Here is a 24,878-nt window from a genome sequence, read left to right as displayed (position 1 = left end):
AAAATTTTCCCGCAGGTTATGATTGACGGTTGGCAGCTTTTGAGAATTTAAATGCTAAACACAAATACAATAATTTCCAGTCTGCTGTTATTTATCCCGGTTTCCATCGCCGGACACTTTCTCGGCTGGGAATCCTCCACAATTTTCATCACGTCGGCTTTAGCCATCATCCCCCTAGCCGCGTGGATGGGGACGGCAACCGAAGAAATCGCCGTCGTCCTCGGTGCCAACTTGGGGGGTTTGCTGAACGCTACCTTCGGAAATGCCACGGAACTGATTATCGGCATCGTCGCCCTCAACGCCGGACTAATAGATGTTGTCAAGGCCAGCATCACCGGTTCAATTATGAGCAACCTGCTGCTGGTGATGGGATTGGCGATGCTGCTGGGGGGCTTGCGCTACAAAGAACAAGATTTTCAGCCGACAGTCGCCCGATTGAATGCTTCAGCGATGAACTTAGCCGTGATTGCCATTTTGGTGCCAACTGCTGTTAATGCCACCTCTATTGGCATCCCTCCGGCAACTATGCAGAACCTCTCTAGCGCTGTTGCTGTAGTGCTGATTGTTGTCTACGTGCTGACACTGCTGTTTTCGATGAAAACCCACAGTTATCTGTACGATGCAGGGGTAGCAGAAATAGAAATGCTTGAAGAATTAGCCGAAAGTAACTTAGCACCAGACAGTCCTGACCACAAAGTCAATCTGCCGCTGTGGATTGGGGTGCTGTTGGCCTGTACCCTGATGGTAGCTGTCGAGTCGGAACTGTTGGTGGGTACTCTGGAAGAAGCGACGGCGCGTTTGGGGCTGACATCACTGTTTACCGGGGTGATTTTAGTGCCGATTATTGGTAATGCTGCCGAACATACGACGGCGGTGACGGTGGCGATGAAAAATAAAATGGATTTGTCGGTTTCTGTGGCCGTGGGTTCGAGTTTGCAAATTGCTTTGTTTGTGGCCCCGGTGTTGGTTTTGGCAGGTTTTGTCTTGGGCAAACCGATGGACTTGAACTTCAACCCGTTTGAACTTGTAGCGGTTGCTGTGTCGGTGCTAATCGCCAATTCTATCAGTTCTGACGGCAACTCTAACTGGCTAGAAGGTACTTTGCTGTTGGCAGCTTATACGGTTTTGGCGCTGGCGTTCTACTTCCATCCGGTAATTGAGGGACTTGTTTAAAAGGCTTTCTTCTGCTGAAGGAGAGGGAAGAGGGAATCAAGAAGAAGGCAGATTTTTTCACTCGCCCACTCTTCCACTCGCCTACTCTCACTTCTTTCTTCGAGAGTGGTGGTTGCGATCGTACAATTGAAATGTAGCTGCTCTCTAGTTATTAGTTCTGGTGTGTTTGTACATTATGTGCTCTCATCAGGGATTTGTGACCTCGATCGGCTATGACAAACAACAAAAGCTTTGGCCTCAACCCGATCGTTAGATCGCAGTGCCCCCGGTTATAAAAAAACACGGGATGCTGAAGTCAAGCGAGACTAAAACCTCCCTTGACTTCATAGACGCTGCAAGATTTAAATCAAGGGTACTCATGAGTCTTTTACTGGGTGTGCTACGATCGTCATAAGTTGACAATTGAGTTGGACTAAATAGCCAAAAAGTTCACCAAAGTTAGTCATACTTAACTTGACTGATTAACATTCTGGGCAGTATGATTAAATCAATGCCGAAAAAAAGGCTTAATAATCTGGGAGAGTAAACCGAGCGTGCAAGTCAAAACTGACCAGCCTGTCACAAGGTCGAACGGGAGCCCGCGTTTCGTTAAATAGGTTGAAAATAGTGGATGACTCACGGCTAAAAGCTTCAACTAAAATTAATTCAATTAGGGTGGGCTACATCCGAATTGACGCCTGTGGACAAGAAAGAGCCGACTCCCTTGGGTGAAGCAGGAAACAAACCCTTCAGAAGTAATTCTGATTGAATGGTGAGGCTTAAATAAGTTTAGCCAAGTTTTCTGTAGCCGTAAACGACGGTCGATTTAAAACTAACCAGCCTATAAAAAGGTCGAACGGGATACCACGATTCGTTAAATTGGTTGAAAATAATGGTTAAACAATGGCTAAAAGCTTCCACAATAATAAATAGTTGTATAGACTTCAAAAATAGGGTGCTGCTCCACCCGAATTTACGCCTGTGGACAAGTAAGAGCCGACTCTCTTGGCAGAAGCAGGAATCAGACCCTCTAGAAAATACTTCTAGTTGAATGGTGAAGCTTAGATAAGTTTAGCCAAGTTTTGTATAGCAGTGTCAAAGTAAAACTTGATAGAGCAACCTCAATCAGGGTTATGTGGCTTCTGTGAGTTATTGCCTCAATCCCAAATGCCCGAATCCTTCCGATCCAGCCAACTCTGGCAAATCCGTGTGTATCCACTGCGGGTCTGAACTTTTGTTGCAAGGTCGATATCGGCTCGTCGCGCCTCTCGGAGGCGGCGGCTTTGGCAGAACATTTGAAGTGGACGACAACGGCGCCCGAAGAGTGCTCAAAGTCCTGCTCAAAGAACATCCCAAAGCTGTAGAACTGTTTAAGCAAGAAGCCGACGTATTGGTCAGGCTCAGACATCCAGGTATTCCAAAAGTCGATCGCGACGGTTATTTTACATTTACGCCAGCTCACAGCACAGAGTCTTTTCACTGTTTGGTGATGGAGAAAATTGCTGGGGCCAATTTGCAAGACTGGCTGAAACATCGGGGCCGCCCCATCAGTCAAGAACAAGCTGTGAACTGGCTCAAACAACTGTCGGAAATTTTAGACCAAGTTCACCGCCTCAACTATTTCCATCGGGATATCAAGCCGCACAATATTATGTGCAAGCCAAACGGGCAGTTAGTGCTGATTGACTTCGGGACTGCTCGGGAAGTGTCGGCGACTTATTTCGCTAAGGTGGGTCAGGGGCAAAATGTGACTGGTATTGTTTCCCCCGGCTACACGCCGCCCGAACAAACTAATGGCAAGGCTGTTCCGCAGTCAGATTTTTTTGCTCTGGGGCGCACTTTTGTTTATTTGCTGACTGGAAAGCCGCCGACTGCCTTTCCAGAGAACCCGCGCACGGGCAGATTAATGTGGCGCAAAGGAGCTCCTCAGGTTTCCGACGCAGTGGCTAATGTAATCGATTATCTGATGGCACCTTTTCCAGGAAATCGACCTCAAAGTCCGCAGATGGTTTTGCAGTGCTTGGAGGAAATTAATCTTGATGGCGCGGAAAGCCAGTTGCCGACTCAGTTGCCGACGACGGGGCAAACTAAAATTCGCGCAACTGCCGGGGAGGGTGGGGCGAAGAAGCAGACTTCTGTAAACCGCCTCAGACCTCTGAATTCGGGATTGAACAAGACCGAGAAAGATGTTTTTGATTGGAAACAGAAGTTGCTGGCGGGCACGGCTGTTTTGATGCTGGGTATTGGCGCGTCTCAAATATACGGTTCGCTGCGTTACGGGGTGTTTCCGGCAAACCCGGTGTGGCTGCTTTCTAGTTTACCTAGCAGTCAGTTTTTGCAAAGAAGTTTGGATAATAAAGGGAGTGTAAATGCGATCGCCCTGTCCCCCGACGGTCAAACTTTGGTCAGCGCCAGCATTGGGACGATTAAAATTTGGAATGTGAGGACGGGACGCCTCCTGGTGCCGCCTCTCAAGTCGGTGCCTTCTAAAACATCTGTTAACACGCTGGCGGTGAGCCCGGACAGCTCGATTTTGGCCAGCGGCGGCGACAAGAATGTGATTCTCTGGGATTTGAAGACGGGGCGGCGGATGCGGACGATTCCCGCTCACAAAGCCGCCGTCAACGCCATCGCTTTTAGCAGGGACGGTCAAACTCTCGCTAGCGGCAGCGATGACAAAACTATTCGCTTGTGGAATGTCAAAACAGGCAGCAGGTTGCGGACTTTGAGCGGCCACACCGGAGGAGTAAACGCGATCGCTTTGAGCCGGGACGGTAAAACTCTGGCTAGCGGCAGCGATGACAAGACTGTGCGTTTGTGGAATCTCGGCACCGGAGAAGTCAGAAGAATTATCACAGGTCACGGGGGCGCGGTTAATGCTGTGGCTTTTAGCCCAAACGGGAAAATTGTGGCTAGCGCTAGCACCGACAATACGATCCGCTTGTCGAACGTCCAAGACGGGAAGCGCACCCGCACTTTTAAAGGGCATTCGAGTTCGGTGAGGACGATCGCCTTTAGCCCGGACAGTCGCACTTTGATTAGCGGGGGCGGAGATATTATAGTTTGGGATTTGAAGACGGGAAAAGAAAGAAGCACTCTTTCTGGTCACAGTCAGTTTGTGAGTTCTGTTGCTATTGCCAGAGATAGCAAGACTTTTGTGAGCGGCAGTCCCGATCGCACTATTAAGATTTGGCGAATGCCATAATTATTAGTTATTGGTTATTGGTTATTTGTGATTAGAAGAGTGCAAATAACTAATAACCAAGTAGCAATTATATCATCTCCGGTGACTTAACCATCATATAATCGAAGGGTATTCTCAAATTTCCTTTTATCTCTAAACAGAGATGAAATCTTCAGTGCCCATGAGATTGGGAGCAACGCCTGTCAAAGCAGCTAAAACTTCACCGCTGCTAGCTAATCCAATTAATGTGCCGTTAGTTCCAGCGGAAATTGATAGTTGTCCGAAAGTCAAGCCATTAATTAATTGAATGGTATCTTGAGAGTTGCCGAAATCAGAGATTGTATCAACTCCCAACCCCGCACCTAAAACAAATACATCGTTGCCCGCGCCGCCGACAAGATTATCGTCGCCCAAACCGCCGTTGAGGGTGTCAAAACCTTTGCCACCAGACAGGTAGTCGCTGCCGTCGCCGCCATTAAGGATATCATTGCCCCGCAAACCAGTCAGCAGGTCATCGCCTGCCAAACCGTTGATGAGATCGTTGCCTGGAGTGCCTGTCAGGTTGTCGTTGCCTGGAGTGCCGTTGATGGCGTTTGGAGAGTTATTGATGCCGCCTGGAGTGTTGCCGATGTCAGCAACGAATACGTCTGGGCCGTTGTTGGTATCTCCCGGCACGAGATTGGCGGCCAAAGATGAAAACGCCACTTTCTGCCCGTTGGCCGAGATAGAGGGGTAATTGGAGAAGTTGTTCCCCTGATTGCCTGCTGAGTCAACAAAGGCGCGGGTGGTGGTATTGGTTAACAAGTCGCGCACGAAGATGTCGGTTTGATTGTTAGTATCCCCCGGCACGAGGTTAGTGGCATCAGATAAAAACGCCACAAACCGCCCGTCCGCTGAGATGGAGGGAGAGAAGGAGTTGCTGTTCCCCGGATTGCCTGCTGAGTCTACAGAGACGCGGGTGGTGGTATTGGTTAACAAGTCCCGCACGAAGATGTCTCCGGTATTGTTAGTATCCCCCGGCACTATGTTGGAGGCATCAGAAGAAAACGCCACAAACCGCCCGTCGGCTGAGATGGAGGGAGGGAAAGAGTAGCGGTTCGCCTGGTTGCCTGCTGAGTCTACAGAGACGCGGGTGGTGGTATTGGTGGACAAGTCGCGCACGAAGATGTCGTCGTTATCGTTAGTATCGCCCGGTACTAGGTTGGTGGAATTAGATAAAAACGCCACAAACCGCCCGTCGGCTGAGATGGAGGGGTTATACGAGTCACGGTTCCCGTAATTGCCTGCTGAGTCTACAGAGACGCGGGTGGTGGTATTGGTTAACAAGTCCCGCACGAAGATGTCGTCGTTATTGTTAGTATCCCCCGGTACTAGGTTGGTGGAATTAGATAAAAACGCCACAAACCGCCCGTCGGCTGAGATGGAGGGTGAACCGGATTTATTGTTCCCCGGATTGCCTGCTGAGTCTACAGAGACGCGGGTTGTGGTATTGGTTAACAAGTCCCGCACGAAGATGTCGGTTTGATTGTTAGTATCCCCCGGCACGAGGTTGGAGGCATCAGAAGAAAACGCCACAAACCTCCCGTCGGCTGAGATGGAGGGTAAGAAAGAGTATCCGTTCCCCTGATTGCCTGCTGAGTCTACAGAGACGCGGGTGGTGGTATTGGTTAACAAGTCCCGCACGAAGATGTCGGTTTGATTGTTAGTATCCCCCGGCACGAGGTTGGTGGAAATAGATCCAAACGCCACAAACTGCCCGTCGGCTGAGATGGAGGGGAACAGCGAGTAGCTGTTCCCCGGATTGCCTGCTGAGTCTACAGAGACGCGAGTAATAGTCATAAGCTCTCATATTTAAGAGTAGAAGGAAGGAGATTTCCTAATGTTACTCACAGTACACAAGATAGGCAAGCTCATATTCCCCGCCCGTTTTTGGCAAATTCATCAACTGTTTGCTGGGATAATTCGTGAACTGCCATTGCTTGCAACACGTCAAAAGGCAATGTCAAATGATGGGCGCCAGCTAATAAAGTCTTTACCGCTTCTTCGGGCGATTTAATACTAGCTGCCAAAATTTCAGTATTTGTTTTTTTCAAGACATCTGCCATATCTTGGACTAAAGCAAAACCGTCTCCCAACAATCTGGTGGCGCGATTCACATAGGCGATCGCATATTTGGCACCCGCTTCTGCTGAGACAACTGCTTGTGATGCGCTGTATATCGCCGTCACCGCGCAAGGAATTTCCGGTGACAAATGCCCTACTGCTTGGAAACCCGCAGCCGTTGCTGGAACTTTCAACACTGTTTGCTGTCCAATTAATTCAAAAGCCGCTTTTCCTTCTGCTACCATGCCATCAACATCAGATGCCATTAGCTGATAATACACTTCCCCAGGAATAAGTTGTGCCAGTTGTTTAAGGGTTTGCTCGGGAGATAACTCGCTTTTTGCCAAAAGTGTCGGATTAGTAGTAATTCCCGCTATCCATCCGAACTTGCTGGCCCGTGCGGCTTCCGCTACAATTGCAGTATCAACATAAATTGCCATCGGCTCTACACCTTCAGTTTGTTAATAATTTCCAGACGGTTGCTTGCAGATTGATATAAATCCGAGCGAAATTAATTGTTAGTCTTTAACAATATTAGAATCTCGGAAATATTACTGTTAAGTAAATATAACACTTCAGTGATGTGCATCATCGGTAGTAGTGCATGAGTTTTGAGTTTAACAGGACTTAGGCTCAGAAATCCCGTTTATTACCAAAAATTGGTGGAGGACGAGCTATCGGTGAATAAATCGCCTTTCTGAGGAAAATTGGCTAAGTGCTATTTAAGATAGCTAACAAGTGAAATCAAAGCTTTTAAGTCATTTGGTAACTGCGATTGTCTGGTAAGGAAAACTTGACTCGCCAAATCCCGGATACAAATAAATTACATTTGTATTAAGGATTATGTATGCAATAACTCCAGGAGGTGACTCAGAAAATGACCGAAGAAAAAAATCATCAGCCACAAGTCAGCCTTGAGACATCTTCTGAACAACCCCTGTTGGAAAAACCAGCAGAAACTGCTGAAGAATTGTCGATCGATGTTAAGTTTGAAACTCTGTCTCAAGCGGTTGAAAATAACGCCGAAGAACGTTTGAAGGCTCTAGGTCGCTTAATGATGGTGAGCCTAACTTGGTCCCTGGCGGGGCTTTCCAAACGCGAGTAAGTTATGGAACACTACCGCAACGGGCGAGTTATGATTTGTGAGTTTTGTTGTAAGTTTTGTTGAACTCAAAACTTACAACTCCCGCACTTACATGATGTCCTGTTAGTTGTAATAAAACCTGTTTTTCGGGAAAATTTTAGTCTTTAAAGCAACAACAAAAGTCTTCAACAGACCACTCATGAATTTTATTTTATTCCTTCAAACGACCCCAAAAAAGTCGGTTCTGGACGGGTAACGCGCACTTCCCAAAGCGCTTTGAGGACTGCAAAAAATTCGCGGAAAGTGTAGCGAATCATGCCCTTTTGGCGAAATTTGCCCCAATCCGGCGTTCCTAAACCGATCGCCTCTACGCCCAACTGGCGGCAGGTATAAACAGCGCGGGCTAAGTGAAAGTTTTGGGTAACTAAAACAGCCTGGGTTATGCCAAAAATCTCTTTCGCCCGGTAGCAACTTTCATAGGTGCTAAATCCGGCATAATCGAGAATGATATTATTAGTCGGTACGCCCTGGGCTGCGGCGTAGTCCTGCATTGCTTGGACTTCGTTGTAATCTACGCTGCTATTGTCTCCTGTCATCAAAAGTTGGTCCACTCGCCCCGCTTTGTACAAATCGACGGCTGCTTGCACTCGATCGGCTAACATTGGGCTTGGAGTGCCGTCTTCCCAAACTCCGGCACCAAAAACTATAGCGATGGGTTCTGCCGGCACGCTAGCTATATCGCTGTAGCGGTAGTTGCTGGTAACAAGCCTGACGTAGTAGTTGAGGGCTAGGGGTGCGATCGCTGAGGTTAATATTAACAGCCCGATAGCAAAGCGCCATTGAAATATAAAGGATTTAGGCAACATAAATTCAAGTTAACTTCCTATATAATTACAAAAACAGGAAACTTCGCGGGTCTAAAAATTGTCAAGTTACCTAATTTACATTATATTGACAAAAATATGATTCAACAACAGCAAAACTTTGAATTGCTGGAATCACTTTTATGGGAACCCAAAAACGGCTATTTTTTGCTAGACAGACATCTTCAAAGATTAGAGCGATCGGCCGATTATTTTAATTTCCCCCTATCACTAACAGAAGCAAGCAAAGCTTTACAAGCATTAAGTATGACTTGCGGGTCAGTCAAACAAAAAATACGGTTAACAATATCTTGTGAGGGAAACATAACATTACAAGCTCAGACACTAGATAGCGGTATCTTAAAAATCGGTGCATCTGTGGGAATTGCCAGCCAACCGATAGATTCTCAAAACCCATTTCTTTACCACAAGACAACTTACCGATTGCCTTATACAATGGCTTTGGAGTCGCAGCCCGAATATCAGGATGTCTTTCTGTGGAATCAAGATGGAGTTATCACCGAATCTACGATCGCCAATATCGCGATCGATACACCCGCAGGTCTAATCACCCCTCCCGTCAAGTGCGGTTTATTACCGGGGACGTTTCGTTCTCAACTTTTAGAGGAGGGAAAAATCAGAGAAGAATTAATTACCTTAGATGATTTGCACAGTGCCCAAACTCTATTTCTAATTAACTCCGTTAGGGGTTGGATACGCCTCAAAAAAGAAGCAACCAGAGATGTTTGGCAAGTTGTCAGTAATGGCTAAAATAACGCTTTCAATCGATTTTAGTAGGGTGCGAACTGTGCATTTACTACTACAGATAGTGTCAAAATTGACTTGTAGCGTAAGTCCTGAAAGTGTTAACCCTCATGCAATCTATTATGAAACAAATACAATCTTGGCATTGGCGAAAACTTCCCCTAAATCAGCGCAGCGGAGCGGAGATTTTTGAAATTTTATTTCTCGGTAAAACTGCCGACTGTGCAGGCTCACGATCGGATTGTTTCCCCCGTGATATGGCAGTTCTACTAGAAAGTCCAGTTACATCTTCTACTAACTTGGTACGATATTCTATTTGTGCAGGTTCTCCCCGGATAATTGATGGTAAATCTGAGCTATGGACACCCCCCGTCGGTGAAATCTTACCTTTTTTGCGGGTTCTCTTGGACTCTCACAACCAAAATTTAGCAGTGAATGTACCGCCGGAAATTCCTTTTACTGGGGGTTGGTTGGGATGGCTAGGTTATGATTTAGCATGGGAAATCGAACACCTGCCCCAACTCAATACCGATCCGCTTCCTTTCCCGGTTAGCTGTTGGTACGAACCAGAATCTTTTGCGGTTTTAGACCATCAAACGCAAATTCTCTGGTTGGCTGCGAGTCAACCTTCTCACCTCGATGTTATGCAGCATCAATTAGAGCAAACCGATCGAGAAATAATCGAGAATAATTTACCAGAAAATTATCAACAAAATTCCGCTACTCCTATTTTCCAATTATCTGAGAGTGAGTATAAAGAAATAGTGCGAAAAGCTCAGAAGTATATTCATGCGGGCGATATTTTTCAGGCAAATTTATCTTTGCGGTTTGAAGCCCGTACAGATTGCAGTAGTTGGTCAATTTACCGCGCTTTGCAACGGATCAATCCTTCGCCTTTTGCAAGTTATTGGCAAACTCCGTGGGGGGCGATAGTTAGTTGTTCGCCGGAAAGACTCGTTCAATTATTAGGAAAAAAAGTGGATACTAGACCGATCGCGGGAACGCGACCGCGAGGTTTAACCTGCATTCAAGATGAGAAGTTAGCACAGGAATTAATAGAGAATATCAAAGAAAGAGCCGAACATATTATGTTAGTTGACTTAGAGCGCAACGATATCGGGAGGGTGTGTGAATGGGGTTCGGTAAAAGTTAACGAATTTCTGACCGTTGAACGCTACAGTCACGTGATGCACCTCGTCAGTAATGTTATCGGTACATTAAGAGGAGATTGCGACGCGATCGACTTAATTCGAGGGGTATTTCCGGGCGGTACGATTACAGGTTGTCCGAAAGTGCGCTGTCTGGAAATCATCGAAGAATTGGAACCCGTGAAGCGCAATTTATTTTACGGTTCCTGCGGTTATTTAGACTGGCGCGGCAACCTGGATTTAAATATTTTGATTCGCACCCTTTTATATGCACCAAAAAGTGACGGTACGACCGGGGGAGTTGTTTGGGGACAAGTGGGTGCGGGGATTGTTGCTGATAGCGATCCAGAAAGGGAATGGCAGGAGTCGCTGCATAAAGCTCAAGCTCAAGTTAATGCTTTGAAATTAGCGGAAATATTTGATTAGAGGCGTATTATATCGATCGAGTTTTTAAGATTATTGAAAATTACGAGCGCCGATTTACTTTAGATGTAATACCGATCGAAATTGCTTGGAGAAATAAAAATATTGTAGTATTAAGGTTAGGAAAATGTTGGTATGGTATTGCCATGATAGTTTTTTGGTAGTCATTCACAGTAATGAGAAGCTATTACGCCTTTAAATTGGAAATTATGGACAGGCTAGAAGCCCGTCCCATAAGAGTTTTATTGATTTTTGACACACAGTTTAAATGTAGAACAGCTTATCGTTCTCTTATGCAATAATTATAGTGATGTACAAAGTTAAAAATAGCCCCAATATGGTGCAAGCAGTTTTTTTGATAAAGACAAGGTTTTACGAACAAAACGAGAGATTCGCTGCCGTAAAGTATTATTAAGTCTTTCAATATGACTGGTTTTTCCCGATTCTTGGCCTACAGGTCGATGTCTTTTAAAAGGTAGCACTTCTGAATAAGAATCCAAAAAATCAGTATCACAAACAGCACATTTTCTATAGACAGGAGGTAAAGATTGCCAGAGATCGGACTGAGATCCTCCAAAAAGCCATCTATATTCTTTACGCCCAGGATCGTAGCCGATCGCGATCGCATCCTTTTCCCAAATCTCCAGTACGTTTGCACTTTTTCAGAAATAGTCAGTCCTGTGGCTATTTGCCTTGCTGTCCTTAATATTGGTTCATGAGCAGCCTTCTGTGCCGCTGGGTCAGTTAATGCCAGTGCTATTCCCAGTCAGGCAGTCAACGCCCACTGATTGAAGCAAAAGAATCAGAATAAGTTCGCCATGTTGTGTCCCTACTCGATGCAAGGTTTGTGCGTAAGTCCTGTGGATTTTACTGTACCGTAGCCCAACATTCGGTAGTAGAGTCCCTGTTTGGTAAGGAGTTCGGCGTGAGTACCAGACTCAAAAATCTCGCCCGACTGCATCACAAAAATCAAATCGCAGTCTACGGCAGTTTCAAGTCGGTGTGTGACCAAGATGATGGTTCTGTTGCGACGTAGACGTTGCAGAGTCTCTAGTACCCACTGCTCGTGCTTCAAGTCCAGCGCATTCGTGGGTTCGTCGAGGATGAGTATGGGAGCCTTAGTGACGATCGCCCGCGCAATAGCTAGGCGCTGTCGCTGTCCGCCCGATAGGTTCTGACCGCCCTCCGCGATCAAGGTATCATACTGCTCCGGCAAGGTTTCGATGAACTCGGCTGCCCCGGATTCAGCCGCCGCTTCCCGAATATCGGAGAGCAGAGCATCGGGGCGACCGTAGGCTATATTCTCTGCGATCGTTCCGGGGAATAGTGGGCTGCCTTGCGAGACGAGCGCCATGTGCTTGCGAACATCGGCAATCTTAAGGGTGCGGAGGTCAAAGCCGTCGAGGAGGACGCTGCCCGATGTCGGGTCGTAGAAGCGCGGCAAAAGATTGAGCAACGTGCTCTTTCCCGTTCCGCTAGGGCCCAAAAACGCCACCATCTGACCCGGCTCGATACTAGCACTGATGTTCCGCAAGACGGGTTGCCCAGAGTTGTACTCGAAGCTCACGTCGGCAAGTGCTAGTGTGCGGGGATGGACGGGAAGCGATCGCGCATCAGGCTCATCTTTTATAGCAGGCGGCTCGTCAATGACCGTAAAGACGCGATCGCATGAAGCTACAAACGTCTGGATCTTAGTAGTGAACCCCAACACCCAACCTATCGGGTCCCAGAACTGCCCCAGGTACGCCATGAATACGAGCAGATCGCCGATGGTCACGCCGCCCTGCACCGGACGCAAGAACTGGTCGCGATAAACTAGGTATCCGCCGTAGCCTAAGATTACCCCGCTTCCCAGGGCGAAAACTACCTGAACCGCCAGCGGATAGAGGTTTTCTTGCCAATTAAGCCGAAGGGAGGCCTTGACGCTGCGTTCGACCGCCTGCCCGAAGCGCCGCGACTCCGTTGCTTCTCGACCGAAGGACTGGATTAGCCCGATCGACTCTATAGCTTGCTGCATGGTTGAGGTCATCACCGCATCGGTCTGCTTCGACTCAAGGGCTCGACTCCTAATCCTTCCCTCGAAGTACCAATTCGCCAGTATTAGAAGCGGAGTGAACGAAAGCGCAAACACGGTGAGAAGGACATGGCGCGACAGCATGATCCAGATCATCGCCGTCAGCGTCACCGATGCTGCAGTGGAGCCGATAAGCGTATCGATTACCCCCCAGGGGCCGAGGCTGTCGTAGCTCAACCGATAGATTGCGTCACCCTGCGATCGGGAGCCGTGCCAGCCGAGACTGTGCGCCTGCATTTTGTCGTAGAGTTCGGTGCGAACCCGCAAGGTTCCGTTGTACTGAATGCGGTAGTTCAACATCTTACGCAGCATGAAAACGGTCTCGCTCAGGATTCTAATAATCATCGCGACGAATGCCATTCCGAAAATTCGGTTCAGCGTGCTTTCACCGAACGGAGCAAGAAACAGCGTATGAATCCAGTTGGATTTCGGAGTTGGTGACAAAACCGTATCGACTAGAATCGCTATCGGCCAGGCGTTGAGAAGGTTGAAAAATACCGATGCTCCGATCAACAACAAGAGCGTGACGATCAGCCATAAGTCTTTGCGAAAGTAGGAAATGGAGCGCAGGACGATCCGCACCAACCAATGTTGGTTAATTAACGGCATCACCATTTTTGGTGAATTCTTCTGGCTCTTCAAACGTGCTTTGAATGGAAAATTCATAAATATACTGCGTGCCTCTAAGTAAGACAATGCACCAATTAGGAAGTTTCACCCCAGTCAGAGAAGCTAGAAATTAACTTTGAGTTATAACCTTTGTTGTCAAGCAGGGCAGATGGAATGTGAGATTATTCCACTGGTGCAAGATGTAAGTATAGTTTCGTTGTTCAAGGGTAGCTAGATAGAAAGCGAGCTCGCGCGTGCTTTCTGGTGTGATGCAAAGCACGAAACTTTTCGCAAAGCGGTCGCTTTCGTTGAGATAGTCTCAACTTTTTAATCGGAACTTCCCCCCTGCGGTCGATCGCATCCAAGCAAAACCCCCATCAGTCGGGCAATCGGGCTAACGCCCTCCCTCAATAGATGACTACAATATTAGGGAAACCTTCAGTAAATCCAAAGCTCTCTGTTGTAAAGGAGCTGGCATTGTCAGCTTGTCGAAACTAACTGAAACCAGACGCAATTTAGGCTAGACTCGGTTTTTAGCGATTGTCGATAAAATTGTTATTAACGTCCGAAAACTTGGAACTGGAAAACCCTCAGAAGTACATTTTGTTGAAGCTTTCCGTTTTGCTGGAGTGGATGACTTAACCGGGACAACCACCGACCCTGACTCAGAAGCATTCAACCACTCCTCATCCTCAAACAACGACGACGGACGGTAATCGTTGACACATATGCTCTTCTAAGTAATAAGCTAACACACATAAAAACAGGTGTGCAAGCACCAAAAGAAGTTGTATCACTAGGAACAACACCTACAGCATCACTTATAACGGAAACACCACCAATACTGGAAGCTGCACTGCCAGCCCTAACAGCACCGCAGCCGAAAGCATCAGCAGCAGAACCAGTCCCCGCTGCATCCCAAGAGAGCAGTCTGACTCACCGACTCCAAGCACCAGACAAAGAAGCAACGGTAAGGTTTACGGTGGATATGTCCGAATCTCTACATCGTAAAGTGTCGATGCTGGCAGCCAGGACGGGGCGCAAGAAAGTCGATATTGTGCGGATGCTGCTAGAGGACGGGTTGAAGGAGGTGGAGCGGTAAGGGCTGGAAGAATATTTTGAACAATCTTCGTATCATACTTCAACCTTTTACCATATTGAACTTAATTCAGCCGGGGCTTACAGTCTTGCCTATTCCTCAATGATCTCTAGGACTTGCTAAACTTCAATCTATCGTTTATAGGCTGACTTGCTCAATTTTTATATTCCTGTTTTACCCGGATTTCTATTTTTATTCTGCCTCAAGTGACATAAGAGAGTTAATAACTCGTTAGAGTCGGTGCGTAAATCCTGCTGCAATAATTTATTAGACTTCTTCAACAATTCTTGTGGGGCTGACATCCTGCCTGCCCAAGACTTGCTTTTCACTCTTAGGTCTATTGATTGCCAGAACCTACTGCCTCCGAAATAGAACTAAATCCGCCTTCTTCTAACTTTTGCAACAACCCTTGGAGAATCCGCCTCACCATCCAAGGCCCTTCGTAAACCCAACCGGTGTAGACTTGAATTAAACTCGCACCGGCGGCTATTTTTTCCCAAGCATCTTCGGCGGTGAAAATGCCGCCAACTCCAATTATGGGCAATTCGCCTTTTGTATATTGCCAGATAAATCGGATTACTTCTGTCGATCGCTCCCGCACGGGAAGCCCGCTAATTCCCCCGGCTTCTTCGGCGATTGGTTTGCCTGTTTCTCGCAATATTTGTGTTTTCAATCCGTCGCGGCGGATGGTGGTATTTGTGGCGATAATTCCTGCTAGTTGGTAGGTTTTTGCTAAGTCGAGGATTGATACGATCGCCTCAGACTCCAAATCCGGCGCAATCTTGACTAAAATTGGCTTGATTCCCTGATTTTCTTGTTGCAAAATTTCCAAAATTGTGCTTAGCCCAGCAGCATCTTGGAGCGATCGCAACCCAGGTGTATTCGGAGAGGAAACGTTCACTACAAAATAGTCGCCCCAATCTTTCAGCAGCTTAAAACTCTCCAAATAGTCGGCTGCGGCTTGCTCTAACGGTGTTACCTTAGATTTACCGAGATTGATGCCCAAGGGGAACCGAGACTGAGGCAGGGGGCGCGAGGCATCGAATTTTGACTGTTTCTGTGCTGCCTGAAACCGGGCTGCCATTGCCGCGGCTCCTTGATTGTTAAATCCCATGCGGTTGAGGGCTGCACTGTCCTGAGTCAATCGAAACAAGCGAGGTTGGGGGTTTCCCGGCTGCGGTTGACAAGTGACAGTGCCGAGTTCGGCAAAGCCAAAGCCAAAATTTGCCCAAATATCGGCAGCTACGCCGTTTTTATCAAATCCGGCGGCTAAGCCGACAGGATTGTTAAAGCTCAGTCCCCACAAAGATTGTTCGAGGCAAGAATCTTGGACTCCCAAAGATTTCTGCAATCGCCAGAGCATTTGGCGGGTTGCGGGGTTTGACTGGGTTCTGGCTGCGAGTTCGAGAAATTGGAGAGTGCGGTTGTGCAGCCACTCGGCATCGGTTTTCAATACGGAAAACAACAGCGGGCGTACACTTGATTGATAAATATCCAATGATTTGTACTGGGGCAATTTACAAATTAGAAATGAGAAGGGAAATAAAAATATTCAGGAGCAGACAGTGAAGGCGAAGTTTTTACTTCAACTTCGATCGACTTTATCCAATGTTTTAGATTGAGGGATAAGTGAGACGATTATATTATAAGTTGATTCTTTTGCATTTTAATTTTTTGAATATTTAAGTTAGTAATTTTAAATCAGACAAAGGTGCGGGGAAGCTTGGAAATGGGGCAGCAGCAAAGACCAAAGGATTTAGACGAACAAATCGCGACCCTAGAGCGCGTTCTCCAGACTCTCCGAGAAGAGGAGAATGTGGAAGTGCTACTTTCGACCACACTCGGTTACTTGGAAACGGAATTTGACTGGCGGTTGATTTGGATCGGGTTGTACGATCGACAGGCCCACAGATTGTTCGGGAAAGGCGGCATAACTCCTAACGGCGACCAGTCTTTTCTCAAACAGCGGTTTGCCCTCAGCCCAGGGGATTTGCTCGAACAAGTGGTGATTCAGCTCCGCCCGGTGGGAGTCCCGGATTTGCGATCGGAAAGTAGAGCTGGAGAATGGCGCAAAGCAGCTCAAACTTTCAATATTCAAGGCACGACTCTGTTTCCGCTGCGCTACAAAGACCGCTGCTACGGCGTGATTTTGCTCGGAACTGAGGTATGGGGAGCGTCGCCCAAGTCGGGGGAAAAAACGCAGTTGGCGATCGTATTTGGAGCGCTGGCAACTGCTCTTTATCAAATAGAAAAAGATTGGCAGCGACAACAAGTTAAACACCCAGATGAGTCTCTTTTAGCGCTGATTTCGCAGTTGGGGGAACTGCGATCGCTCGACCAATACTTGCAAGCGGTTGTCGAACAAACTCATGAATTTATCGAGCCGACGCGCACCAATGTTTATTGGTTCGAGCGAGAGCGGCGCTATTTTTGGCGCCGAGTCAGCAACCGGGAAGTTACTCCGGGTTTGGGGGGGCCCGGCAGAGCGGCTTCGGGCATCACCGTTCAAGACTTGGGCGAATTTTATCAGGCTTTGGGCAGGGAAGAAATGGTTTGGATCGGTGAATCTCAAAGTTCTCTGAAAACTGAGCTGACGGGGCGGTTGATGCAGCAAATCCGCGCTCGCTCTCTGTTGGCTGCGCCGATTGTTTCAGAAGGGGAATTGTTGGGATTTTTGGCAGTCGAAGCCGGCGAACCCCGGATTTGGCAAGACAATGAAAAACATTACCTGCGGGGAGTGGCGCAGTTAGTGGCTCTGACGGCTCCGGTGTCGGAGATGGAGGAGAAAATTCAGCAAATTGAGATCGATCGAGATTTAACTGCAGGAATAGCTCGCGCCATCTACAGCGATGCTGACTGGGAGGCGACTTTGAAAAATACCGCCGAACAGTTGTGCGACCGGCTCAAATGCGAATACTTTTTGCTGCTGCTGTACGGCGAAGAACAAAATCGCTTTGAAATTGTCTGCCAAAATCTGCCCCGCAACCGCAGGTCAGTGCCGTCGCCGCTCAACGCCCTCGATGTGGCTGACGTGGGGCTGTTGCAAGAAAGCGAACCTGTGGCTATTGAAAATTGGGAGGAAGACGGGCGGTTGAGCCCTTGGCGGGAAGTGTTGGGGGAAGCTGGGGTGCGATCGCTTTTGGCATCGACCACGAGGGGGAAAAAGAAAGAGGGAGAAAACCCGAATCTAAAATCGAAAATCGCCAATCGAAAATCGATCGAGGGTTTGCTGGTTGTCGGACACAATGCAACTCGCACTTGGAGGCGATCTGAGCAAGAATTAGTTCGGCTAGTGGGCCAACAACTAGGATTGATCCTGCACTCGTGGCAGCAGAGTTCGGCAATCGACAAATATCAGCAATTTGAGCGCTCGCTCAAATCGGGTTTGGGGGTTTTGCAACATTCTCCTGATGAGCAATCTGAGCAAGAGATATCTGCTGCTTCACCGACGATGTTCCCAGAGTTGCCGCTACAAAAGCTCGATCGTAACTTTGCTCAACACCTTTCCCAGACCATTTCCTGTCCTTTAGTCGCCGTAATTACTTGGAATCCGGGTCAGGAGGAAGGTTCCATCGTGGCGACGGTAGCTGCCAATCCGGTATTTGCCCTCAATCCCGAGGCGGTGATTCCTGTCAAAACAGACGCTTTGATCCAACAAACCCTGGCAGCAGCGGGGGTGCTGCAACAGAACACGAGCCAACTGCCGCTGGCGACGAAGCGGTGGCTCCGCAGTCCGGGAATTGGCGAGATTCTGACGGTGGCGCTGCGGACTGCCCCAGAACACGCTCCGGCGGGCATTGTGGTGGCTGCGGACGCTCCGGGTCGCCAGTGGTCGGAGTTGTCGGTGAGTTTACTCAGCTCGATGGCGTCTCAGTTGGCTTGGTGGCGCAGGTATTTGGCGGTGCAATCGGCAAGCGAGTCGCAGCGATTGGATCTGGAGTTGCTCAACTGGTACAAACAGCGCCGTTTTGAGGAGTTTTACCGCACTGTGGGAGCGGGGGTGAAGGAGTTGGGGGAGTTGAGTCAGTCGATTTTCCAGTCAGTGAAGGAACAAAAGGATGCTCTGAAAACTTTGCGCTACCAACAGGTTTTGCGGCAAATTGGCAATGCTTTGGGGTCAACTCATTTGCTGCTGAAACAGGAACATTGGCGGCTGCAATTCGCACAAGATGCGGTGCCTGTGAGCGCTTGGCTGAGGCGATCGCTCGATCGAACGGCCTCCCTGGTCAAACAGTCGAAAGTCTTGCTGGAAGTGCACAGAGAAACTGCTGTGTCGATGCCGACCGGCCAGACTTTGAGCGTTCGCGGGGACAGCATCAAGCTGGATTTGATCCTGTGCGAATTGCTGGCGGCGGCTTGCAGGCGCTCTGCTGCTGGCGCCAAGATTGAGATTCGCTCTGAGTTGTTGGGGGAAGATTTGTTAGAATTGTCTGTGATCGATAGCGGCGCGTGCGATCGACACTTAATTGCTGCCTTCAACGGCAGTTCCGAACCCGATATATTAGCGGTTTCTAGTTCCAATAGGTCGATCGTCCAAAATCTCTTAATTTGTCAGCGAGCGGTACGCTTAATGGGGGGAAACTTTTCTATAGAAATGTTAGAAAACAATTTAATTGTGGCTCGTTTAGTGCTGCCCCTAGCCAATTCTTAAAATTCTGTAGGGGCGAGTTCACCCTATCTGCAATTCACATACTAGGTATTTATAAACCAGCCCCTACCTAACTTCTAGCGGTCAAGTGCTTCAGGTGCACCCTACATAATTAGGTTCTGCGTCCCAGAGTAGATGATTGATATCAACTCCGCTTGTATTAGATCGAGTTCTGTTAGGTCGTAAGATTAAATGAACCGCGAAGACGCTCATAGCGCGAAGGAATAACCGCATCTTCTTCTGTCTCTTCCTTCGCGTCCTTTGCGCCTTCGCGGTTTAATCATTCTGATGCAACCGGATGCGATATAACATCCAAGGTATTAAAAACCTGTGCCTAAACCGATGAAGTAACAGTTTCCGCCGTCTCAGAATTTGGGAAAAACCTTTGAGTAATCCAAGCAGTTACAATATGAGAAAGCAATCCCATCGGTCCAGCAAAAAAACACAAAGCTAAAGAATGAACCGTCCAAACTCCTGTCCGCTGCCCTTCCAAATAAATCCAGCGCCCGACAAACAAGTCCATCACTAAAAAATGTATCCATCCCGTAGCCGCCGCCGTTTCTTCCCCCAGAAACTTAGCAATATCTGCTAACTTAGGATTCGACAAAGCAGCCGCATTTTCCGCAGTCAGACTGCTACCAAACAAATATATGTACAAAACGGCTAGGACTGCAAACGGAATAAAGGAATTCATCACTTTTCTGGTAATTCCCCAGTTGGGTAATAAAATCATAATTGCCCAGAAAGGCACAACGAACAGATTACCGGCATTAAAAATTAGTTCGGGTGTCATAGTTGGCTCTTGGCTCCTACGAATGCAATTCAATTAAGGACGTTAAGATTACTTTACACAATTTTTGCTGAAATTTATCAAAAGCCGAAAAAAATGTCATTCACAAATGAAATAGAATTGCTATACTTATCTAAAATTTCAAATCTCGCATCTAAAATCGATTAAGCCAGCACAGCCCATGACAACTTATAATAACTTTTCCGATTGGTGCAAGCAAAAAGAGAATCTCTCGCCCGACGCCAAACATACGGTAGAAATACTGTTGCAAATATCAGACACTACCGAGTGCGATCGAGCCAACGAACTGATTTCTAATACAACAGAACTTAATCTCAAAAATCTTCAAATTACCGATATCAGTCCCCTCTCTTCTTTCACTAAACTTACTAATCTTATTCTCGGCAGCAATCGAATATCTGACCTTGCTCCCCTGCAATCTTTAATCAATCTGAAAACTTTGATTGTGGATGTTAATCAAATATCAGATATCAGCCCGCTTTCATCTCTAATAAATCTGACCCAACTCGTTCTCGATACCAATCAAATCTCAGATATCCGTCCCCTAGCAGATCTAACTAATCTTACCGCACTTGTCTTGTTTGACAACAAAATTTCCGACATCAATCCGGTGAAAAACTTAACTAACTTAAATGCGTTGATTCTCTACAACAATCAAATTTCCGATATCGCTCCTCTGGAAAATTTAACTGAACTCCAGACACTCTACCTTTACAATAATAAAATATCGGATCTCACCCCGCTTACTTTTTTAAAAAATCTCACTACGCTGTTTCTGTTCGGAAATGAAATATTTGACCTGACTCCGTTGAAAGCTCTAACTAACTTAAATAAATTGGTTTTATTCCAAAATAAAATATCAGATATTACTCCTTTGACATCGCTCACTAATTTAATTGAACTCAACCTCGGTAACAATCAAATATCCGACATCAGTCCGCTGAAATCGTTAACTAATTTGACTGAACTTTATCTGTTCAACAACCCGATTTCGGATACCAGCGCGCTGCAAGCTTTAAATAATTTATTTTTACTAGACTTGTACAACAATCACATCTCTGATATCAGTTCCCTGCAATCTTTGCAAAAGTTAACTACCCTGGACTTGCGCGGGAATCCCATTGTTAATAAAATTTGCCCTGTCAATCCTGAATCTATATGCCGGTTTTAATTAATTATTAAAGTCGAGGCAAGATGGCAGTTTATAGAGTATAATGTCAAAAGTCAATATCAGGAGAAAGTGATGAGCGGACACGATGCTTTAATGTTAGGATTGCTGCTGTTGCCAGGTTTGGCTTTGTCGATCGCAATTATGGGCGCTTTTGCCGCTGGTGGATAATCAGTTTTGGGAACAGGCAGATTTTGTAAAAAGTAGTTTTTTCCTCGTTCCATGGCTCTGGCTGGGAACGCATTTCACTATTGCTCTGCCTCCTGTTTTTTGCAAGCGAGGCAGAGCCTCTTGAGCTCGGTTCTCAGCCAGAGGCAGGAAACCAGTTAATTTCCCTTCTGCCTTCTGCCTTCTTCCTGACATCCGTTACATCAGTTTCATCCCGTACATTGCTCGTTGCCGAACTTCCTTCTTCATTCGCTTACAAAAATTGTGCTGTAACATCCGAATTTACCAAAGTATTCGCGCACAAAATACCCGATGCTGCGACGGCGGGCACGCCAATTCCGGGCATGGTGCTGTCTCCCACCCGATACAAGCCTTTGACTGGTGTTTGCGGCCCCGGAAATGTGCCTTTTCCGGCGGCAATTGCAGGCCCGTAAGTTCCTTGATATCGGCGCAAAAATCGGGCGTGGGTTAGCGGTGTGCCGATCGACTCTAAGACTATTCGCGATCGCAAATCCGGTATAATTCTTTCTAAAGCTTGAAACAGAGATTGCGATCGCTCTTGCTTTTTCTGCTGATACAATTCGCCATATACCCAACCTTCGTAAGGTTCCAATGTATAAGCGTGAACGGCGTGATGTCCCGGCGGCGCGAGAGTTGCATCCCACACTGTAGGAATCGAAATCATGCAAGTATTTCCGGGTACTGTAATGTCAATCTTGCTGTCGTGAACGACAACGTGGTGGCCGGTTAAACCTTCGAGTCCTTCGGCTTTAATTCCTAAATGCAGGTGCATAAAACTGTCTACTGCGGGCATCGACAAAGCGTTTTTTCGGTAGCTTTCCGGCAAATCTTCAGGTCGCAGTAACTTTGTATAAGTATCCCAGATTGTGGCATTTGAAATAACAATTGGGGCGCTGATAACTTCGCCATTTTTCAAGCGAACGCCGGTGGTTTTGCCGGATTCAACTAATATTTGCTCGACGGGAGATCCCAGGCGCAATTTTCCTCCCCAGCGCTGCAAGCCTCTGACTAAAGCATCGACGATCGCACCGCTGCCACCTACAGGATATTCGATCGCACAGCGCGATCGTTCGCCAATCATAAAAGCTATTTCCGGCGCTACAGTTCCGTGCGCTTTCAAACCCGACAGCAAAAAGCATTCCAAATCGATCAAACGCCGCACCCAAGGATCGCGCACGTCCCGATCCATCAAGGAACCTGCTGAACCCGCGATCGCACCTACTAGCGGCAACAGCTTCAGCAAAGCAGGTGAGTACCGAGACAGCAAAACAGGTATTAACTGCCAGTCGGATCTCAGCGCTAAAGCCGGAATTCCACGCAAAGCTTCATACAAAACTAATAAGTTTTGTTGAAATTGCTGTAATTCTACAGCACCTTGCGGTGCGAACTTAGCTACAGCATCTAAGTAACTTCTCGCATCAGAATAAATCGGCAAACTTCCCTCTGGAAAATGGTAATGCCCCAGCGGATCGTAGGAAATTGCTGCGATCGATTCCTCCAAAACATCAAAAACTTGCCGCAAAGGATTAAACGACCGGGGGTCAGTCAAACCGCAATAAAAAGAAGGCCCCGAATCAAAGTGAAATCCCCGGCGCGAAAAGCTGTGAGCTGCCCCGCCCGCTATGATGTGGCTCTCGCAGACGAGCACCCGCTTGCCGTAGCGAGCTAGCATCGAGCCGGCGACTAAGCCCCCAATACCGCTGCCAATGACGATCGCATCAAAGTCTTGCATTTATCAAATGTGGTATAATTGTATTATTTCTTGCTGAGTGTTGACAGGGTATTTTTATGGGAGGAAAACTATGAAAGCTTTATCTATTTTAGATGAAGTTGTTCGCGAATTAGAACAAGACGTGAATCTCTCGCGCATTAAAAAAATAATATTTTTTGCTTGTAAAGAGTCCTGGGAAAACGATCCGGCCCAACTCGCCAGCGCAGATGTAAGGCTTTTAATTGAAGAGCTGTGCGCCAAATACAGCAGGTTAGAAGATATTGAAGCAGTTTTAAATAATATAGTCTCTAAGGTTAATAAAAAAACCGAGTATGCTTTAGTAGCAGACCTCATAGTCTGTCAACTTAGCAGGCTGTATGAATTTGAAGATTTCACCAAATTAGAAATAAACATATCTAGTTTTGGCGGTCAGGAAGCTCCCGCATTTGAAGATCACTTTAGTTTGGAAGTACCCAGCAGCGAAGAAAGGGCAAGAAACCCCGGAAAATTATTTGATGTCAGACAAAAAATTTTGCAGCAAACAAATCCGCTGAGGGCGAAAATCCTAATTTTTTCTACTCTTTATCACGAGTTTACTTTTAGCGATCGCGATTGGCTACTGCTGAAAACTCAAGAACTTGACAATCTACTGCGACAACTGTTTAATGTCTGTGGCAGCCTAGCCGAACTCGAATCTCGATTGTACACAACTGCTAGCAATCTCGACAACAGAGATGAAAACGACCAAGCTGCAAGCGTAATCATCAAAGCGATGAATCCTTGTTACGCAAAAATGCAACAGGAAGAATCCTATGAAGCCGAATCTTCGGTTAGTGAAGATTACGATCAGACACATTTAAACAACAGTGTTTATGAAGAGAGCGAGCTGGTTGACAGGCCCAGCGATTATTTTGATCCAGGCGAGATTACTCACATCCTTCAAGCTGCTCCACCTCACTATCATTATGACCCCCAAAAGAGTTACTTAGTGCCGGACACGGCAGAAAATGTACAGTTTAAAGAACCCGAAACCAGCCATAATTATGCTACCGAGTTCAGACAGGAAATGGTAGAAACATTCCCAGTTGCAGAAATGCCGACTATTATCGAAATTTTAGAACCGGCGGCTCCTGTTATTATAAATATTAGCGATTCCATCAAACGCAAGTTGGAATTGGAAGAAGAAATGACAGAATTAGTCAGTCAAAGTGCTAACTCCGCAACGGCGCAAATAGAAAATATATTCACCCAGTTAGAAGCTGCTTTGAACGGAAAGTTTTCTGCGGGAAGTGCAGAGGAGCGTTTGTACTGGAAATATAAAAATCTCAGAGAGTATGTAGGGAAAGTTCAGAAGTTTACCGATAAATTGCTGGAAATTTTGAGCGAATTGGAGTCAAAAGAAAGCGGTAAATATCCTTCGGAAATCCCAGAAAACCTGAGCGAAGATATTTCAGAAATACCGCAGGAAAACTCTAGCCATAAAGCAAATCAGTATCAGCTTCTGGAAATGGCAAAGCAAGGCAAACCAAAGGCGATCGCCCAATTGATAAATCAATTGCTACAGCCTAAAGGAATTGTTGCTACAGCGGGATTTAAAGATGGTTGGCTTCATATAATTCTGGAGTCTGCTGAACTACCAAACCAACAGGCGACAGCTACCTACATTCACAAAAAACTGTGTACTTTAAAATCCAAATATCTTACTCATGTGAAAATTCACGGGCGACAGTTAGGTAGCAAAACAGTTTTTTGGACTCAAGAATTTGTCAATCAAACTCATTAAATGCCCCGACTCAAGTCTGAGGCTACACCAACTAAGTCGGCCTGCGTCAACTGAAATTCAAGAA

Annotated in this window: 16 protein-coding genes and 2 pseudogenes; 10 read left to right on the top strand and 8 right to left on the bottom strand. The window is 46.8% G+C overall.

The window, feature by feature from the left end; translation table 11 throughout:
- Positions 1–51: 51 nt before the first annotated feature.
- Both cax and QUA53_RS11625 read left to right on the top strand, forming a co-directional pair.
- A complete protein-coding gene (gene cax, locus QUA53_RS11630; RefSeq protein ID WP_333040146.1) occupies positions 52–1,173 on the top strand; it encodes a calcium/proton exchanger in 1,122 nt (373 codons plus the stop codon).
- Positions 1,174–2,287: 1,114 nt separating this feature from the next.
- Complete coding sequence (locus QUA53_RS11625) at positions 2,288–4,357, top strand: serine/threonine-protein kinase (protein WP_333097236.1); 2,070 nt, start codon at positions 2,288–2,290, stop codon at positions 4,355–4,357.
- Between the two features lie 132 nt (positions 4,358–4,489).
- Here QUA53_RS11625 and QUA53_RS11620 read toward each other — a convergent pair whose 3' ends face one another.
- Complete coding sequence (locus QUA53_RS11620) at positions 4,490–6,175, bottom strand: calcium-binding protein (protein WP_333097238.1); 1,686 nt, start codon at positions 6,173–6,175, stop codon at positions 4,490–4,492.
- A 71-nt stretch (positions 6,176–6,246) separates the two neighbouring features.
- Entirely contained in the window at positions 6,247–6,879 is a 633-nt protein-coding gene (locus QUA53_RS11615; protein ID WP_333097240.1) for a transaldolase family protein, read from the bottom strand.
- Between the two features lie 437 nt (positions 6,880–7,316).
- On the opposite strand from QUA53_RS11615, the gene QUA53_RS11610 reads away from it, so the two are divergent.
- Positions 7,317–7,544, top strand: a complete 228-nt coding sequence (locus QUA53_RS11610) for a hypothetical protein (protein WP_333097241.1) — start codon at positions 7,317–7,319, stop codon at positions 7,542–7,544.
- Positions 7,545–7,729: 185 nt separating this feature from the next.
- On the opposite strand, the gene QUA53_RS11605 is transcribed toward QUA53_RS11610, so the two are convergent.
- Positions 7,730–8,389, bottom strand: a complete 660-nt coding sequence (locus tag QUA53_RS11605) for an ElyC/SanA/YdcF family protein (protein WP_333097242.1) — start codon at positions 8,387–8,389, stop codon at positions 7,730–7,732.
- A gap of 96 nt (positions 8,390–8,485) precedes the next feature.
- Here QUA53_RS11605 and QUA53_RS11600 point away from each other — a divergent pair, with 96 nt between their 5' ends.
- Positions 8,486–9,157, top strand: a complete 672-nt coding sequence (locus tag QUA53_RS11600; protein ID WP_333097244.1) for an aminotransferase class IV — start codon at positions 8,486–8,488, stop codon at positions 9,155–9,157.
- Between the two features lie 116 nt (positions 9,158–9,273).
- Positions 9,274–10,725, top strand: a complete 1,452-nt coding sequence (locus QUA53_RS11595) for an anthranilate synthase component I (protein ID WP_333097246.1) — start codon at positions 9,274–9,276, stop codon at positions 10,723–10,725.
- 277 nt (positions 10,726–11,002) lie between these two features.
- Here QUA53_RS11595 and QUA53_RS11590 read toward each other — a convergent pair.
- A pseudogene (locus QUA53_RS11590) lies at positions 11,003–11,279 on the bottom strand (IS1 family transposase); the annotation flags it as partial.
- 272 nt (positions 11,280–11,551) lie between these two features.
- Positions 11,552–13,462, bottom strand: coding sequence for an ABC transporter ATP-binding protein (locus tag QUA53_RS11585; protein WP_333097247.1), 1,911 nt, complete (start codon positions 13,460–13,462; stop codon positions 11,552–11,554).
- A gap of 712 nt (positions 13,463–14,174) precedes the next feature.
- On the opposite strand from QUA53_RS11585, the gene QUA53_RS11580 reads away from it, so the two are divergent.
- Positions 14,175–14,507, top strand: coding sequence for a hypothetical protein (locus QUA53_RS11580; protein WP_333097249.1), 333 nt, complete (start codon positions 14,175–14,177; stop codon positions 14,505–14,507).
- Positions 14,491–14,739, top strand: a pseudogene (locus QUA53_RS11575) (hypothetical protein); the annotation flags it as partial. The gene QUA53_RS11580 and the pseudogene QUA53_RS11575, both read left to right, overlap by 17 nt.
- A 102-nt stretch (positions 14,740–14,841) precedes the next feature.
- On the opposite strand, the gene QUA53_RS11570 reads toward QUA53_RS11575, so the two are convergent.
- The gene (locus tag QUA53_RS11570; RefSeq protein ID WP_333097251.1) at positions 14,842–16,002 is read right to left on the bottom strand and encodes a quinone-dependent dihydroorotate dehydrogenase; all 1,161 of its coding nucleotides are present in this window, start codon (positions 16,000–16,002) and stop codon (positions 14,842–14,844) included.
- 231 nt (positions 16,003–16,233) lie between these two features.
- On the opposite strand from QUA53_RS11570, the gene QUA53_RS11565 reads away from it, so the two are divergent.
- Complete coding sequence (locus QUA53_RS11565) at positions 16,234–19,155, top strand: GAF domain-containing protein (RefSeq protein ID WP_333248855.1); 2,922 nt, start codon at positions 16,234–16,236, stop codon at positions 19,153–19,155.
- A 331-nt stretch (positions 19,156–19,486) separates the two neighbouring features.
- Here the strand turns inward: QUA53_RS11565 and QUA53_RS11560 are convergent, their stop codons facing one another.
- Positions 19,487–19,945: an ABA4-like family protein gene (locus QUA53_RS11560; RefSeq protein WP_333071127.1), complete on the bottom strand. Its 459-nt coding sequence runs from the start codon at positions 19,943–19,945 to the stop codon at positions 19,487–19,489.
- A 178-nt stretch (positions 19,946–20,123) separates the two neighbouring features.
- On the opposite strand from QUA53_RS11560, the gene QUA53_RS11555 reads away from it, so the two are divergent.
- A complete protein-coding gene (locus tag QUA53_RS11555) occupies positions 20,124–21,134 on the top strand; it encodes a leucine-rich repeat domain-containing protein (protein WP_333097254.1) in 1,011 nt (336 codons plus the stop codon).
- A 418-nt stretch (positions 21,135–21,552) separates the two neighbouring features.
- Here the strand turns inward: QUA53_RS11555 and QUA53_RS11550 are convergent, their stop codons facing one another.
- The gene (locus QUA53_RS11550) at positions 21,553–23,052 is read right to left on the bottom strand and encodes an NAD(P)/FAD-dependent oxidoreductase (RefSeq protein WP_333097256.1); all 1,500 of its coding nucleotides are present in this window, start codon (positions 23,050–23,052) and stop codon (positions 21,553–21,555) included.
- Between the two features lie 70 nt (positions 23,053–23,122).
- Between QUA53_RS11550 and QUA53_RS11545 the strand changes: the two genes are divergently transcribed.
- Positions 23,123–24,814 carry a hypothetical protein gene (locus tag QUA53_RS11545; protein ID WP_333097258.1) on the top strand — a complete coding sequence of 564 codons (1,692 nt, stop codon included), beginning with the start codon at positions 23,123–23,125 and terminating at the stop codon, positions 24,812–24,814.
- Positions 24,815–24,878 lie beyond the last annotated feature (64 nt).

The organism is Microcoleus sp. Pol12B3, from assembly GCF_036701355.1.
GTDB lineage: Bacteria > Cyanobacteriota > Cyanobacteriia > Cyanobacteriales > Microcoleaceae > Microcoleus.
The sequence above is the reverse complement of the archived record's forward strand: the minus strand, read 5'-3'. Positions and strand labels throughout refer to the sequence as shown.